The following is a 15,428-nucleotide window of genomic DNA, read 5'->3' as shown; positions in this document are numbered from 1 at the left end:
TCCTAGATCGGTAAGAACCAGATGAGGCTCACGGTCCCTTCCCTGAATTTTGAATTCCCGCTGCCATGACCCGGATAGCGCGTCCCCGCATAGTTTGCATACTGGATGGAGAACGACCCCGGCGTATAGCCCGCGTAGCCAAAGCTGTAGCTGTAATCGCCGTTCCAGGGCTGCTGCTGGCTGCTGTCCGGGAACCAGAATGCCGTTGCGCGAATGAAGAAATTTTGCCTGAAGGTATAGCCGCAGCCGCCGAGCATGACGTTTTTATTTTTGCGGATATCGTTACTGCTGAGGTCATAGTAGCGTGGAGCCCAGCTGTACCCGACCTGGCAAATAATGGAGTCGCCTTTGTTGATCAGTAGCGAATTTTCTACCGGCTTGGGCAAAGAAAACTTATAGGCCAGCGTAAACGCGCCCTGTTCGAAATAGGTGTGTCTCCGGCTGCCCGACGTCCAGAAGTGGTTTTCGCCGTAGTTGCCGTAAACCAGGCTCACCGTATTGGCATGCCAGTCGTCATAGCCGAAACTGTAGCGAAAATCCGTGGTGTAGCGGTTGGTATCTCTGATCGGCAAGCGAGAGGTTATGTTGGCAAACCAGAAGCTATAGGGGGAATACTGCAGGCTAAGGTTCACCGTCTGGTTAAGCGTGTTCTTCTGCGCGGCGCCGTCCGAGCTGTTAGGCACGCTCACCAGCTGCTCTTTCAGCCCTGAACTAAAGCTCAGGGCACCAGAAAATTGCTTCTCATTCCCCGAGAACAGCCGCCCCCAGCGGCTGGTAAAGACGCCAGCCTGAACGGGTTCGCCGTTCCGATCGCGCAGCGTGTCTGCCGCATCCGCCGCGGGTATCGCGGCGAGCAGGACGCCCGCCAGAAGCCATTTTTCGCGCATAGCCGCCATCCTTAGTTAGGTATCCAGCGTGCGGCAACGTTGTATTTTGCCATCAGCCATAACACGCCCAGCGCAGCCGCATGCACTAACGTATTTTCTATCCAGGCGTGACGCCATAAGTCGAAGGTGATGAACTGGCTCACCAGCAGCACCACGTACACATGCAAAATAAAGGTATAAAGCGAGTGCTGGCCTAGCGGGATCAGAAACCATCCCAGCAGGCGGTTAAGCGGCGTCCAGCAATACGTCAGCACCAGATAGACGGTGACCATCAGGGCGATATCATTCAGCACCCGCACCGGGCCCAGCTCATTCTTTGCCGCCCAGGTGTGGTAAAACGTATTGAAGCTGTCAGGCGAAATGACGTGTAGCATCAGCGCGGGCGGCATAAACGGGTTGGTATGGTTCTGGGCAACAAAACCCAGAACGAGCGCCACTATCACCAGCGCAGCTACCACCGCTTTTCCTGCCGGGGTGCGGGCGAAAGAGATCAGTTCAGCCTTGTACCAGCCGCTGGTCATGCCCAGCACGAAGATGAACTGCCAGACCAGCAGCGGGAAAGCGAACTCGAATTCCGACGGCGTGAGCCGCACCGGCCACTGCTGCCACAGGCCATACACCAGCAGCGACAGCCCCAGCAGCCACCAGACCTTTCCTTTCTGCAGCATCCCCAAAAACAGGGGGCTAAAGAGCAGCAAAAAGATATACAGCCCCAGAATCTGCGTCTGATGGGGGCCGATCTGCAAATAGAGAATAATGTTGAACCAGGTCTCCTTTATTTGCGGCGTAACCGGATAAAGCGACCAGCTTTCACCTGAAAAGCGGTCGGTAAAGTGGGTGACCTCGAAAAGATTAATATGTGGGACATAGCTCAGCAAAATAAACGACACTATGATAATGATATTTACGCGATATATTTTCCACGCCCTGAGATAAATCCCCCAGGAAACCGTGAGCAAAACCGCTTTTTGCAGGCGCGCGCGATTCAGCATGCCCAGCATAAATCCTGAAAGAATGACAAAGCCCTCTGCACCGGTTGTTAACCCAAAACGCTCCCAGGAGAATATATTAAATACCGACATCACCTCCGTGTGCGCCACCACCATCATGACGAGGGCAATGCCGCGCATAAAGTCGATTCTCAGGTCCCGGGCACCTGCCACGTCGTACCGCCATGATATTGATTTGACTTCATCTTCTTGCGCAAGCGACGGCGCAACATGGCTCATAGGGTGTCCTTTGCCTGGAAATGAAAACAACGTTCTAAATAAAGTAGATAGCCTAAAGGAATAGTATCCGCAATTTATCGCAGGCAGAAGAAATTAATTAAGCTAAGTTTAAATTCGATTAACGCCCACTAAATAATAGTAATAAACGTTGCTGGACACTTTTATTCGGCGTTCTACACTTACCTTAAATCTTGTTTAGCCGTCATTTTCTGTTACTTTCGGGCCACTGCCTGCGCCGCAGAATGGGTCTGCATTTTTCACGGAATCAGGAACGCCGGAACTATGGATTTTTATTTTTCCCGTTTTGAACAACGTCGACCTCCGGAACCGTTAAAAACACCGCGCTGGGTCATGATGACCTGGCAGGTGCTTGCGGTCGCGGCGCTTATTCTGGGCGCAAATTATATTTACTGGCGCTGGACCGCTTCCCTGAATACCGACGCGCTATGGTATGCCATACCGCTGGTCCTCGCCGAAACCCTGGCCTGGATAGGCACCGTGCTGTTTACCATCAACTTGTGGAAAGAGCAGGATCCTCCCCAGAGCCCGCCGCCTGGCGAGATTAACGAATGCCTGGCACCTGACGAGGCCGTAGAGCCCCGTCCCGTTAAGGTGGATCTGTTCATTGCCACCTACTCCGAAGACACCGAGCTGGTCAGGCTGTCCATTCGCGACGCCCTGAAGATGGAATACCCGTTCCCGATTGACTATCGCATCCACGTGCTCGACGACGGCCGCCGCCCGGAGATGAAAGCCGTCTGTGAAGAGGAAGGCGTTAACTATATCAGCCGTCAGACCAACATCGGCTTTAAGGCGGGCAACCTGCGCAACGGTCTGGAGCAAACCGACGGCGATTTTATTGTGATCTGCGACGCCGATACCCGCGTATTTCCCACCTTGCTCAGCCATACGCTGGGCTATTTTCGCGATCCGGATGTCGCCTGGGTCCAGACGCCGCAGTGGTTCTTCGATCTCCCGGAAGGGGAAAATCTGTCGCGCTGGGGGCAGCGAAAAGCCGGAAAAGTGGGCTACGGCCTGGGCTGGCTGATTCAGAAATTTGTCGGACCGGTCACCGTTGGCCGCGACCCGTTTTTTAACGATCCGCGCATGTTCTATGACGTCATCCTGCGGCGGCGCAACTGGGCCAACGCGGCATTCTGCTGCGGCGCGGCGTCCATCCACCGTCGCGAGGCGGTCATGCAGGCCGCGCTGCGCAGCTACGTCTGGTCCGTCGAAGAGGAGATCCATCGCCATACCCGCGACATCCGCGATGACGAAACGCGGGAAGCGCTGCAGGAGGCGATGCGCCCGCACGTGGCGTTCGACACCGAACTCACGCCCTACAAATTCCACGTCTCCGAAGATATCTACACCTCGGTGCTGCTGCACGGTGACGCCGCCCGGCGCTGGCGCTCGGTCATGCATCCGCGCGTTGAGTCGAAGATGCTCTCGCCGCAGGATATGCTGACCTGGATGATCCAGCGCTTTAAGTACGCCGCCGGTTCGCTGGATATTTTGTTCCATGACAATATCTTCAGCCGTCGCCGCTTCAGGCTTTCGCTTCCCCAGACGCTGATGTATGCCACCACCTTCTGGTCCTATATGGCCTGCGTGTGGAACACGGTATTTTTGATCTCACCCATTATCTATCTGTTCACCGGCATTCCGCCGGTCTCCGCCTGGTCGACGCCGTTCTATCTCCATTTTCTGCCGTTTTTTATCGTCTCGGAGCTGGCCTTTATGTTCGGAACCTGGGGGATCTCGGCCTGGGACGGCAGGGCCTCTTACCTCTCCTTCTTTTCCATGAACCTGCGCGCGCTTAATACGGTGCTTCGGGGCGAGCAGATCAAATTTCACGTCACGCCAAAAGAGCGGCAGACGGGCCGTTTTCTCTACCTGGTAAAGCCGCAGATTGCCATCGTGATGCTCACCCTCGCAGGGCTTATCTGGGGTGGGATTCAGGTCGCGCGCGGTCAGGTGGACGACCCTTCCGGCTACGTGATCAATATATTCTGGGGAGGGGTGAACATCGCTGCCATGCTTCCCCTGATTTTTGCGGCCATGTGGACGCCCGCTGAAGAGGACGAGGTCACCCCATGAGGATACGTGATGCCCTGCTTTCCGCGCGCAGTTACCTCACCATCTTGCTCGGGTTTCTGCTCGGCTTTGCCGTGGTGGTCTGGGTTGAGAAACAGATGCCTACCCGCGTGGAGAGCAGCGGCGGAATCGCGCTCAGTAAAGACTTCCCGCCGCTGCCCGCGAAGCGCGCGCTGACCTATGACGAAGCCATCTGGGCGCGGGTCGCCTGGCAATACTACGTGAATAATACCCAGCCGAACGGCCTGGCGAACGCCAGCGACGGCGAGCCCTGGCTGAGCCTCTGGAGCGTCGGAAGCTACCTGTTTGCGACCGCTGCCGCAGAGCAGCTCAACATTATTTCCACCGATGAGTTCGACGAGAGGATCGGCACCGCCCTGTTCACGCTCGGACAACTGCCGCTCAACGAGCAGGGCCTTCCCGCCGCGTATTACCATGCGGATACCCTGAAGATCCTCGGGAAACCCGACGCCTCGGCAATTGGGCTGAGCCGCCTGCTGACGGCGCTGCAAACCCTCCTGTGGCGCTATCCTCAGCACGCGGCGGCTATCAACGATCTGATTAGCCTCTGGAACACCGGCGCTCTGATAGAAAATAACGACCAAAGCCAGGCGGCCGTGCCGCTTCACCACTGGGCGCTGACCGCTGACGAACAGCGGGACAGCTTTGGCTACCGTCTCTACGCCAGCCATACGCTACGTCTGATTGACAGCACGGCGGGCCTTGCGGTCACCAATCCGCCGGAAGGGCAAAAGATGGTCGATCTGGACGGCGTGATGGTGCCCGATGAAGGGCTACGCACGCCGTGGGGAAAGCAAACCTCCCTCATCAGTCTCCCGTATCTGCTAACCGGTCTTGAGCTGGGCTTTGATGCGCAGAGCGCTGAAATCGCGTGGCGGATTATGCAGATCCAGCAGCGGCGCCATAGCCTGCGCAGCCCAAAACCGCCGGTCAGCACGGATTATGCCGAACCGGCGCCGGATTACGTTAACGATCTGCCGGACAGTCAGCCGGTTCAGGCGCGCAACCTGCGCGACGAGGTGCCGGAGAAAGTGGCGATTACCTCAACCCGCACCGCATTTGCCTGGTATGCCCTGTTCCGCAATAGCTGGAGCGAAGCGCTGCGCCAGCAGGTTGTGCCGCTTCAGGTGCCGGGTAAGGGCTGGCAGCGCGGGTTGAATCTCAACAACAGCGTCAATGCCGTCGTGGACGCCGATACCAATGCCATCGTGCTGGAAAGTTTGTCGTACATCGCGCACGGCCAGATGCTTTGTCTGGCCTGCCTTAACACGGTTCCCTATTCATCCACTCCTGCAGGAGCAACGCCATGAAGCCACGATCCACGATCCTTTTCCACCTGCTCGCGGGAATAACGATCTGCTGGCTGGCGCTTTCGACCGCGCGTGCGGATATCGAGCTGCCTGCATCGGGTTACTCTCCGCGCAGCGGCGAGCTGACGGCCAGAGAGATGACCATCGCGAAGAACGCATGGCAGTATTTCGTCTCCAACTATCAGCCTACGACGGGCCTGGTAAATGCGGTAAACAAATATCCCTCCACCACCATGTGGGACAGCGCCTCCTATCTGGCTGCCCTGACGGCGGCGCGCGAGCTGGGGATTATTGATAAAGCAGAATTCGATCGCCGGATGCTGAAATTTCTCGCCACGTTGAATACCCTGGTGCTGTTCCGCAACGAGCTGCCTAACAAAGCCTATAACACCATCAGCGCCCAGAAGGTGGACTACACCAACAAGCCCGGCGAAATTGGCTTCTCGGCGCTGGATATCGGGCGGATGCTGGTCTGGCTGAAAATCATCAAGGAGCGTTATCCGGAGTATGGCAACAGCGTGGATAACGTGGTGCTCCGCTGGGATTTCAGCCATGCGATCGACCCCTGCGGCACGCTGTACGGGGCCTATCTGGAAAACGGCCAGCCGAAGTATGTTCAGGAGGGCCGCCTGGGCTATGAAGAGTATGGCGCGGCGGGCTTCCAGCTGTGGGGCTTTAATACCTGTAAAGCCAGCCGCCCACAGCCTTACGAGCTGGCCGAGATCTACTGCGTGCTGGTCCCGTACGATTCACGCGATCCGCGCGACACCTCTCAGCATAACTACGTGGTTACGGAATCTTACCTGCTCTACGGGCTGGAGTTCGGCTTTGATAAGCCGACCGACCGGGACAACGCCCCGGGCGACTACTCCCTGACGTGGATGAAAAACTTTGCCGACCGCGTTTATCAGGCTCAGGAGAACCGCTATACCATTACCGGTGTCCTCACCGCGCGCTCCGAGCACCAGCTCGATAAAGCCCCGTACTTCGTCTATGACACCGTCTTCAGCGACGGGTACAACTGGAACACCATTACCGATAAGGGCCAGTTCGTCCCTGACGCTGCCGCGATTTCGTTAAAGGCGGCGCTGGGCATGTGGGTGCTGTGGAACTCCCCTTATACCGACCGCCTGCTGAACACCATTGAAAATGCCAACGAAGAGGGAAAAGGCTACTACGAGGGGCTGTATGAAAACGGTGACGGCCCGATCAAAGAGTTCACGGCGAACAATAACGGCATCATGCTGGAGGCCCTGCTGTTCAAAAAAGAGGGAAAACTGCTGGCCTTCAACACCGCCAACCCGAAGAGCAAGGATTTTGCCCCGTCTCTGTGGGATCAAAAGCTGCTCGATCAGTTTGAAGAGAACAACGCGCAGCGCAACCGTCCGTTCCTGAGCAGCACGCCGTCGGTAAAAAGCTGGTGCGACCGAACCGGCGTCACGCTGCGCACCAAACCCGCCTGTCAGGCCTGTCAGTGCGCGTCATGCAGCGCAGATGAGCCCGTCAAACTGCCTCCGGTGACTGCGCAATGCTTAAAACCATAGCCAGAGGGCTCGCGGGATTACTTCTCGCCGGCGGGGTCGCGTTTGCCCTGTTTGCTCATCAGGGTGCGGGCTGGCGCTGGCTCATCAACGGCGGCTGGCACTCCAGCGCGCGTATCGCCGCCCTGACGCCGGAAGAACGGCAGTGGGCGGCGATCGCCTGGCGCTATTTCGCCAATAATACCCAGCCGCAAACCGGGCTGGTCAACGGAAGCGACAGCCAGCCCCGCGTCACGCTCTGGCAAATGGGCGATACGCTGATCGCCCTGCTGGCGGCGAAAGAGCTGGGGCTAATTGACGACGTCGAGTATGACGCCCGCCTGACCCGTCTGATGGGCACCCTTAACCGCCTGATGCTCACCGATGCCCAGACGCCGGGTCGGCTCTATTCCAGCCAGACGGCGACGCCCGTCGACTTTAGCGGTAAGCCCATCAAAAATGGTTGGTCCGCACGCGACATGGCGCGCCTGATGCTCGCCCTGCGCCTCACCGCGGAGCGGGAGCCGCAGTACAGCGAATACCTGGATAAAATTATCCTGCGCTGGAATTTCTGCCCGGTCATCGACAGCGAAGGCGAACTGTGGTCATCGTCTCTGCAAAACGGCCAGCCGGTCGTCCGGGAAGAGCTGCGCCTGGGCGAGAGCGAATATGCCGCGACGGCGTTCCAGCTGTGGGGATTTTCTCCGGATAAGGCGTTTACGCCCCCGGCGCGCCACGTCATCATCGCCCAGCGGCGTCTGGCCGTGGACGCGCGGGATCCACGCACCACGTGGCAGCCTTCTCTGATTACCACCCTTCCCTATATGCTGCCGGGCCTAGAGTTTGGCTGGGAGCCCGAAGGCGTGGGCGCCGACCTGCAAAAGCGTCTGCGCAAGCAGGCCGAAAACGTCTGGCTGAGCCAGAAGACCCGCTGGGAGACCGATAAGGTCCTCACGGCAAGGGCAGATTTCTCGCTCTCACAGGCCCCCTGGCATATTCAGGATACCGTCTGGGGAAATGGCTATGCCTGGAACACAGTCGGCGACGATGGCCAGGACTATACCCGTTTTGCCCAGGTATCGACCAGGGCGGTTTTTGCCCTGTGGGCGCTGTGGGACACCCCTTACACTGACATGCTGATGTCGGTGACAAAACACCTTAACGACCCGCAGAAAGGCTGGTATGAAGGCCGCCTTGAAGCCACCGGCGATACCAACGCTGCGTTAACCCTCTCTACCAACGCCACGGTGCTGGAAGCCCTCTTCTTCAAGCACAACGCCGGGCCTCTGTTTGACGTGCGTCGGTCGAAGAAAGAGAGCTACTTTTCACGCCGCCTGGCAGATGAATACACGCCCATCGGGCACTGTCTGCCGGGCGAAAGCGCCGTAAGGAGGACGCCGTGAAGTTCTATCGCGATCTGTTTGAATCCAGCCTGAACCGCGTCTTTCCGAATAATGAAAAAACCGCGTTTTTTCAGACGTTCTATGACGCCTTTATCCATATGTCGCCCGAGACGGAGCAGCACTTCTCTCGCCTGCCGGAACGGGAAGGTCAGCAGACCCTGTTTAAAAGTTTCTTCGCCATGCTGGCGGTGGACGGCGCCCTGATCGTGCCTGATTTTCTTGAGCGCCTGGCGCGGGAGCAAAGCAATGACGGTCTTCATCTTCCCCCGCGCTTTTTTGCCCTGTGGCGCGAAGCCATGCTGAACGCGGTGAGCCTGCGCGATCCGCTCTGCGACGATGAGATCCTGACCGCCTGGGCGATGGCCATCGCGCCCGGTCTGGAATACCTGCGCCGACAGGCAGAACTGCACTACCGCGCGTAGGGAGAATCACGATGAACGCATTCTCGTACGATCTCAACGCGCTGCCGGCCGCCGTCATGATTTATGACCGTAACGAACGCCTGCTGGCCTGGAATCACAACGTGACCCTGTTTTATCCGGTCATCACACCGTGGCTGAAGGAAGGGACGACACTCGAAGCGCTGGCGGAGCGCTTTATTGATGCCGTTTACAACGTCGATCCTGGCCTGCGCCAGACGCTGCGCGAGTCTGTAGTACGCAACTGCCGGCAGGATAAACACTGCGAGGTGCGACAGGCCGGACAGCGCCGCATCTTCGTTCAGCACCAGCGGCTGGCGGACGGCGGCATTGTCAGCCTCCACAGCGACATCACCGAGCTGGACGAAGCCCAGCGCGCGCGATATCAGCTGCATGACGACTTTCTGCTCACGGCGGAATCGATTCACATCGGGATCTGGGACTGGCAGGTTTCTGGCGACACGCTCCAGGTGAACGACACCCTGCTCGCCATGCTGGGCCAGTCGCGCACCCGGTGGCACTATCCGGTGCATTTTTTGCTCAACCTGGTCCACCAGGACGATCGCGCAGCGCTGGGCAAGGCGCTGGACGACTCGAAGCAGGATCACCGCCCGGTCTTTGAATGCGAGATCCGCGTGCATCACCCAGGCGAAGGGCTGCGCTGGATGCTGCTGTCCGGACAGGTGGTCACGCTCTCCATCGACGGAAACGCCGAACGGGTTATTGGCACGCTTCAGGATATAACCCGGCGTAAAGAGGCTGAAATTCAGGCGATCGCCTCGGCCCTTGAGGCAAAAAAAGCCAACGAGGCGAAAAGCGCTTTTCTGGCGAATATGAGCCATGAAATCCGCACCCCGATGAACGGCATCATCGGCATGACCCAGCTATGCCTCGATACCCCTCTCAGCGCCGATCAGCGCGATTATCTGACGCTGGTGATGAGTTCAGCGCAGTCTCTGCTGCATATCATCAACGATATTCTCGATTTTTCCCGTATTGAAGCTGGCAAAGTGGTACTGGACTCCGGGCCGGTTAATATTCGCCCTTTTATACAGTCACTGATTCGCCCTCTAATGCCCGGCGCGAGTGATAAAGGCATTGAACTTCTAGTGGATATCGCACCCGTTGTACCAGACATCCTGCTTGTTGATGGCGACCGGCTTCGTCAAGTCCTGACTAATTTACTGGGTAACGCGCTGAAATTTACCCATCAGGGGGAAATTATCCTGATTGTCGAGCCCGGCGATAGCGAGAGTCACTGGCGTTTTCGCGTCCGCGACAGCGGCATTGGCATACCGGCTGATAAGCAGAAGGTCATTTTTGAAGCCTTCAGCCAGGCGGATAATTCAACCACCCGCCGCTATGGCGGAACAGGACTCGGGTTAACCATTTCTTCGTGGCTGGTTTCAGCAATGGGAGGCAAGCTAACGGTTAGCAGTGAGCCCGGAAAAGGCAGCGAGTTTGCCTTTACGTTACCGCTAGCCGCCTGTGCGCTCTCTTCAGAGGAACGGCCATATAGCCACCGATTCAATGGAGAGGCGGTACTGGTGGTCGATGACAATACAACCAACCTGCAGTTGCTGGCCGCCATGCTCAGCCAGATGGGGCTGAAACCCACCTGCGTTAACAACGCCAGCGAGGCCATTGACCGGGTTAAAACGGGAACAGTATGGCCGCTGATCCTGCTGGACGCGCAGATGCCGGAGATGGACGGCGTGTCCCTGGCCCTTGAGCTTTCGGTACTGCCGCAGGTTGCTGAAAGCCATATCATCATGCTGAGCTCCATGAGCCGGCATTTTGATATCACTATGCTGAAGCGGATCGGGATTAAAAGCTATCTGCATAAGCCTATCGCCCAGGACGAGCTGCATCAGGCGATTGCCGCCGCGTTTGAGCGTTCGCCGGTGCCCGTGGGTGAAAGCACGCCCGCGCCTGCCGCCTCTCAAGGGGCTACGGGGCTACGGATCCTGCTGGCTGAAGATAATCTGGTTAACCAGAAGGTCGCCGCACGCCTGCTTGAGCGGCTCGGCCACAGCTGTCAGATCGTCGATAACGGCGTCGCGCTGCTGGAACGATGGCGCGCGGACGCCTGGGACGTTTTGCTGATCGACCTTCAAATGCCAGAGATGGACGGCGAGACCGCCATTCGCCTGCTTCGTGAACAAGAACGGTCCCGGCCCGGACCGGCTCAGCCCACCGTCGCCATGACCGCTCACGCCATGCAGGGGGATAAAGAGCGCTGTCTCAACATGGGGTTCGATGGCTACATTGCTAAACCCATCAGCCAGGCGCGTCTCGCTGAGGAGATTGCCCGCGTGCTCGAGCGCCACGATGAGTCCGCCGGTTTTCCGGATGAAGCGCGCCTGCTGAAGCAGTGCGCTGACGATCCCGCCCTGGTGCAGGAGCTGCTGGCCCTGTTTGGGGAAGGACTCAATGAGGCGATTAAAACCATTACCCTGGCCATCGACAGCAACGACCGCGACGCCCTGCGACGCGCTGCCCATAAGCTGCGCGGAGAAGCCGTCACCCTGGACTTCAGCACGCTCGCTCAGCAGCTTCAGGTGCTGGAAAGCGACGCGCACGCGCTGGATGGGCAACAGCTTGCGGCGCTGAATGACAATCTTCGTAAGGAATCGCTGCGCCTGCTGGCGTGGCTCAACGCGCGCGGGGTAAACGAACCATGACGAGAAGCTTCGCACTGCTTTTTTCGCTCTTTATTCCCCCGCTGGCGGCGAACCCGGTCCCGGTCAGCTGGTCTCTCGCGGGAGAGTGGCAGGTTCAGGACGCTAACGACAGCACCACGCCTTCCGCGTCAGGCTGGCGCGCGCTTAAGGTTCCGGCCAACTGGTACAGCGCCGGATACGATCATCAGGGGGCGCTGTGGTATAAGCAGGCGTTTACCGTGCCCGCGCAGCCGCCCGACGTGATGAGCACCCTCGTGTTTGACGGCGTCGATTATCTGGCGGACGTCACGCTGAACGGCCAGCCGCTGGGCAGGCATGAGGGCTATTTTCAGCGCTTTTCGCTGGATGCCAGCTCAGCGTTACAACGTCACAACCGGCTCGTGGTGAGGGTGGATAGCCCTTACGAAGATCCACAGAAGGTCTGGCCGCTGCATAAGACCGCCATGAAGGGGATCCTTAACCAGCATGATACGCGCCCCGGGGGCGCCTGGTCGCCGGAAGGACAGGACGCTAACTCTGGCGGCATCTGGGCACCGGTCAGGCTGCATCTCAGCCGGGGTGTGGCGATCGATGACGTTATCCTCCGTCCGGACTGGTCCCGGGGGCTGACGCAGCCAACGCTGAAGGCCGAGATCCGCTATCGCGCGCGCGGTCAGGCCCCGGCTACCGTGCGGCTCACCGCCACGCCCGCCAACTTCAGCGGCAAGCGCTACCAGGCAGATTTACCGGTTACCCTCGAAAGCGGGGCCCATTCCGCACAGGTGACGCTGCCGATGCCGGCGGCAAAACTGTGGTGGCCGGTCGGCACGGGGAAACCGCACCTGTATAACATTCGCGTGGCATTACGCGATGAAAACGGCGTGATGGACACGGCGACAACCCGCACCGGGCTGCGCAAAATCGTCGAGCAGCCCGACAATAAAGGCTGGCTCATTAACGACAGGCGTCTTTTCATTAAGGGCAGCAACTACATCGGCTCTCCCTGGCTCGGCACCATGACGCGAGAGAAATATCGTCGCGACCTTCAGCTGGTGAAAGCCATGAACGCCAACGCCATACGCGTGCACGGACACGTTGCCGGGCGCGCGCTGTATGACGTGGCCGATGAGATGGGGATGATGATCTGGCAGGACGTTCCGCTACAGTGGGGCTACGACAGCAGCGATGCCTTTACGGAAAACGCGGTGCGACAGACGCGGGAGATGGTTGAACAGTTCGGGAACTCCCCCGCCATTATCGTCTGGGGCGGCCACAACGAGCCGCCTTGGGATTCGCCGTGGATGGAACAACGCTTCCCGGACTGGAATAAAGATCTGAACCGCACGCTTACGCAACGGGTCGCGGATACGCTCGCCGAAGATACCTCCCGCATCGTGCATCGCTTTTCCGCCGTTGAGGAGCACTACTGGGCGGGCTGGTATTTCGGCACCGTGCACGACCTGCTTGCTCCGGCTAAAACGGGGATCATTACCGAGTTCGGCGCGCAGGCGCTGCCCCGCCTGTCCACGCTAAAAACCATCATCCCGGCGTCGCATCTGTGGCCAAAAACCACCGCCGCTGACGATCCCGGCTGGACCGTCTGGAAATACCATAACTTTCAGCCCTTCCAGACCTTTAAGTTTGCCGGTATTCCGCGCGGGAAGACTATTCAGGAGATGATTCGCAACACCCAGACGTACCAGTCTGATCTGGTCGCCACGGCGGCAGAAAGCTACCGCCGACAGCGATACCAGCCGGTGACGGCCCTGTTCCACTTCATGTTTGTGGAAACCTGGCCCTCTATCAACTGGGGCGTGGTGGACTACCTGCGTAAACCTAAGCCCGGGTATTATGCGTTACAACGCGCCTACCAGCCGATTCTGCCGTCCATTGAGCCGGTCACCACCCAGTGGAAATCAGGCGCGGCAGCGACCGTGCGCCTTTGGGCCATCAACGACACCAGGAAACCGTGCAGCGAGTGCCGTCTGACCTGGCGCATCAGCCAGGGCGATAAGGTGCTGGCAAAAGGCACGACGACGATGACGATCGCCGCCGACTCGGGAGAAATGGTAAAAGCGCTTACGGCCACGCCCGTGGGCGAGGACGAGGTGTCGATTCGGTTTACGATTGAAAACGGCGCGGGAAAAATTGTCGGTCAAAACCAGCGCACGGAGCCCGTCATAAAGTGAGCGAGGGGAAAAGGAAAATTGCCGCTTCCCCTGCTTTCTTGTACCCTTTCAGCGTTTATCCCAATCCTTACAAAGCGAGACACCCGGACGCCTATGACTGCACATATTTCCAAAGATCCTTTGCATGGCGTGACGCTGGAGATGATCGTTAACGCCCTGGTGGCGAAATATGGCTGGAGCGAGCTGGGCGACCGCATTAAAATTAACTGCTTCAGAAAAGACCCCAGCGTTAAATCGAGCCTGAAATTTCTGCGCCGTACCCCGTGGGCACGCGCGGAAGTGGAAGCCCTGTATCTGGACTCTCTCAACGATGAGGGAAACAGAGAGCAGGCGGCGCCCGCCTTTAATCCCTGGGCTAACAGTCGGATTATCAAGAGCTAATACGCAAATGACGCGACACGTAAAACGGATTGGTGCGCTGGCTGCCTGCGCACTTTTACTTGTAAGCTGCTCCTCAAAACCACCAAAGTCATTAGTTACCCCGCTCCCCACCGTAAGTAAACCGACGCCGCAGGCAAACGAGCCGATGCGCGGGATCTGGCTGGCGACGGTCTCTCGTCTCGACTGGCCGCCGGTGGCCTCGGTGAACGGCCGCAGCGCGGACCAGCGCATCGCGATGCAAAAGCAGGCGCTGATTGCAAAGCTGGACAACCTGAAGCACCTCGGCATCAACACGGTATTTTTCCAGGTGAAGCCGGACAGCACGGCGCTCTGGTCATCCAAAATTTTACCGTGGTCAGACATGCTGACGGGCAACATCGGCGAGTATCCGGGATACGATCCGCTGCAGTTTATGCTGGATGAAGCGCACAAGCGCGGCATGAAGGTGCATGCCTGGTTCAACCCGTACCGCGTGTCTACCAACACCAAACCGTCCACCATCGCCGCCCTGAACCGGACCGCCAATCAGTCCCCGTCCAGCGTCTACGTCCAGCACCCGGAGTGGGTGCGCATCTCGGGCGACCGCTTTGTGCTCGACCCGGGCATTCCCGACGTGCGGGACTGGATAACCAAAGTAGTTACCGAAGTGGTGGCGAACTACCCGATAGACGGCGTGCAGTTTGATGATTACTTTTATACCGAATCGCCGGGATCCGCGCTGAATGATTCGCAGACCTGGCGCCAGTACGGCCAGGGATTTGCCTCTAAGGCCGACTGGCGAAGACACAACACGCAGCAGCTGATCGTCCAGGTCTCCCGCGCGATCAAGCAGACAAAGCCCGACGTTGAGTTTGGCGTCAGCCCGGCGGGAGTATGGCGTAACCGCTCCTTTGACCCGGCAGGCTCCGACACACGGGGCGCCGCGGCCTACGATGAGTCCTACGCCGATACGCGTCAGTGGGTGCAGCAGGGCCTGCTGGACTACATCGCCCCGCAGATTTACTGGCCCTTCGCCCGGGATGCCGCCCGCTACGACGTGCTGACCAAATGGTGGGCCGACGTCGTGAAGCCGACCCACACTCGCCTGTACATCGGGATTGCGTTCTACAAGGTGGGCGAGCCGTCGCGAAACGAGCCGGACTGGACGGTTCAGGGCGGCGTGCCGGAGCTGAAAAAACAGCTCGATCTCAACGATTCGCTGCCCAACGTCAACGGCACCATCCTGTTCCGGGAAGATTACCTGAACCAGCCTCAGACGCAGCAGGCGGTGAACTACCTGCGTGGCCGTTGGGGTAGCTGAAAGACCGTC

The 15,428-nt window shown here is 58.6% G+C and carries 11 protein-coding genes; 9 read left to right on the top strand and 2 right to left on the bottom strand.

Annotation, left to right across the window (positions count from 1 at the left end; genetic code table 11):
• Positions 1-2 precede the first annotated feature (2 nt).
• Complete coding sequence (locus tag ACJBF3_RS03030; protein WP_045326381.1) at positions 3-887, bottom strand: hypothetical protein; 885 nt, start codon at positions 885-887, stop codon at positions 3-5.
• 11 nt (positions 888-898) lie between these two features.
• On the bottom strand, positions 899-2,116 hold the full coding sequence (opgC, locus tag ACJBF3_RS03025) for an OpgC domain-containing protein (protein WP_045326382.1): 1,218 nt from the start codon (positions 2,114-2,116) through the stop codon (positions 899-901).
• A gap of 282 nt (positions 2,117-2,398) precedes the next feature.
• Between opgC and ACJBF3_RS03020 the strand changes: the two genes are divergently transcribed.
• From ACJBF3_RS03020 to ACJBF3_RS02980, 9 genes are all read left to right on the top strand, one after another.
• Positions 2,399-4,216, top strand: coding sequence for a glycosyltransferase (locus tag ACJBF3_RS03020; protein WP_045326385.1), 1,818 nt, complete (start codon positions 2,399-2,401; stop codon positions 4,214-4,216).
• Entirely contained in the window at positions 4,213-5,544 is a 1,332-nt protein-coding gene (locus ACJBF3_RS03015; protein WP_045326388.1) for a DUF3131 domain-containing protein, read from the top strand. Before ACJBF3_RS03020 ends, ACJBF3_RS03015 begins: the two co-directional genes overlap by 4 nt.
• Positions 5,541-7,088 carry a DUF3131 domain-containing protein gene (locus ACJBF3_RS03010; protein ID WP_045326391.1) on the top strand — a complete coding sequence of 516 codons (1,548 nt, stop codon included), beginning with the start codon at positions 5,541-5,543 and terminating at the stop codon, positions 7,086-7,088. Before ACJBF3_RS03015 ends, ACJBF3_RS03010 begins: the two co-directional genes overlap by 4 nt.
• On the top strand, positions 7,073-8,467 hold the full coding sequence (locus tag ACJBF3_RS03005; RefSeq protein ID WP_047717701.1) for a DUF3131 domain-containing protein: 1,395 nt from the start codon (positions 7,073-7,075) through the stop codon (positions 8,465-8,467). Before ACJBF3_RS03010 ends, ACJBF3_RS03005 begins: the two co-directional genes overlap by 16 nt.
• Positions 8,464-8,889, top strand: coding sequence for a globin (locus tag ACJBF3_RS03000; RefSeq protein WP_045326394.1), 426 nt, complete (start codon positions 8,464-8,466; stop codon positions 8,887-8,889). Before ACJBF3_RS03005 ends, ACJBF3_RS03000 begins: the two co-directional genes overlap by 4 nt.
• A gap of 11 nt (positions 8,890-8,900) precedes the next feature.
• Entirely contained in the window at positions 8,901-11,570 is a 2,670-nt protein-coding gene (locus tag ACJBF3_RS02995; RefSeq protein WP_045326395.1) for a PAS domain-containing hybrid sensor histidine kinase/response regulator, read from the top strand.
• Complete coding sequence (locus ACJBF3_RS02990; protein WP_045326397.1) at positions 11,567-13,738, top strand: glycoside hydrolase family 2; 2,172 nt, start codon at positions 11,567-11,569, stop codon at positions 13,736-13,738. The genes ACJBF3_RS02995 and ACJBF3_RS02990 overlap by 4 nt, the downstream gene beginning before the upstream one ends.
• 93 nt (positions 13,739-13,831) lie before the next feature.
• On the top strand, positions 13,832-14,119 hold the full coding sequence (locus ACJBF3_RS02985; RefSeq protein ID WP_045326398.1) for a VF530 family DNA-binding protein: 288 nt from the start codon (positions 13,832-13,834) through the stop codon (positions 14,117-14,119).
• A 7-nt stretch (positions 14,120-14,126) separates the two neighbouring features.
• On the top strand, positions 14,127-15,419 hold the full coding sequence (locus ACJBF3_RS02980; protein ID WP_045326399.1) for a glycoside hydrolase family 10 protein: 1,293 nt from the start codon (positions 14,127-14,129) through the stop codon (positions 15,417-15,419).
• Positions 15,420-15,428: the final 9 nt, after the last annotated feature.

Source organism: Enterobacter sp. PP-008-ECC_S150, from assembly GCF_045257065.1.
GTDB classification, from domain to species: domain Bacteria; phylum Pseudomonadota; class Gammaproteobacteria; order Enterobacterales; family Enterobacteriaceae; genus Enterobacter; species Enterobacter chengduensis.
The sequence above is the reverse complement of the archived record's forward strand: the minus strand, read 5'-3'. Positions and strand labels throughout refer to the sequence as shown.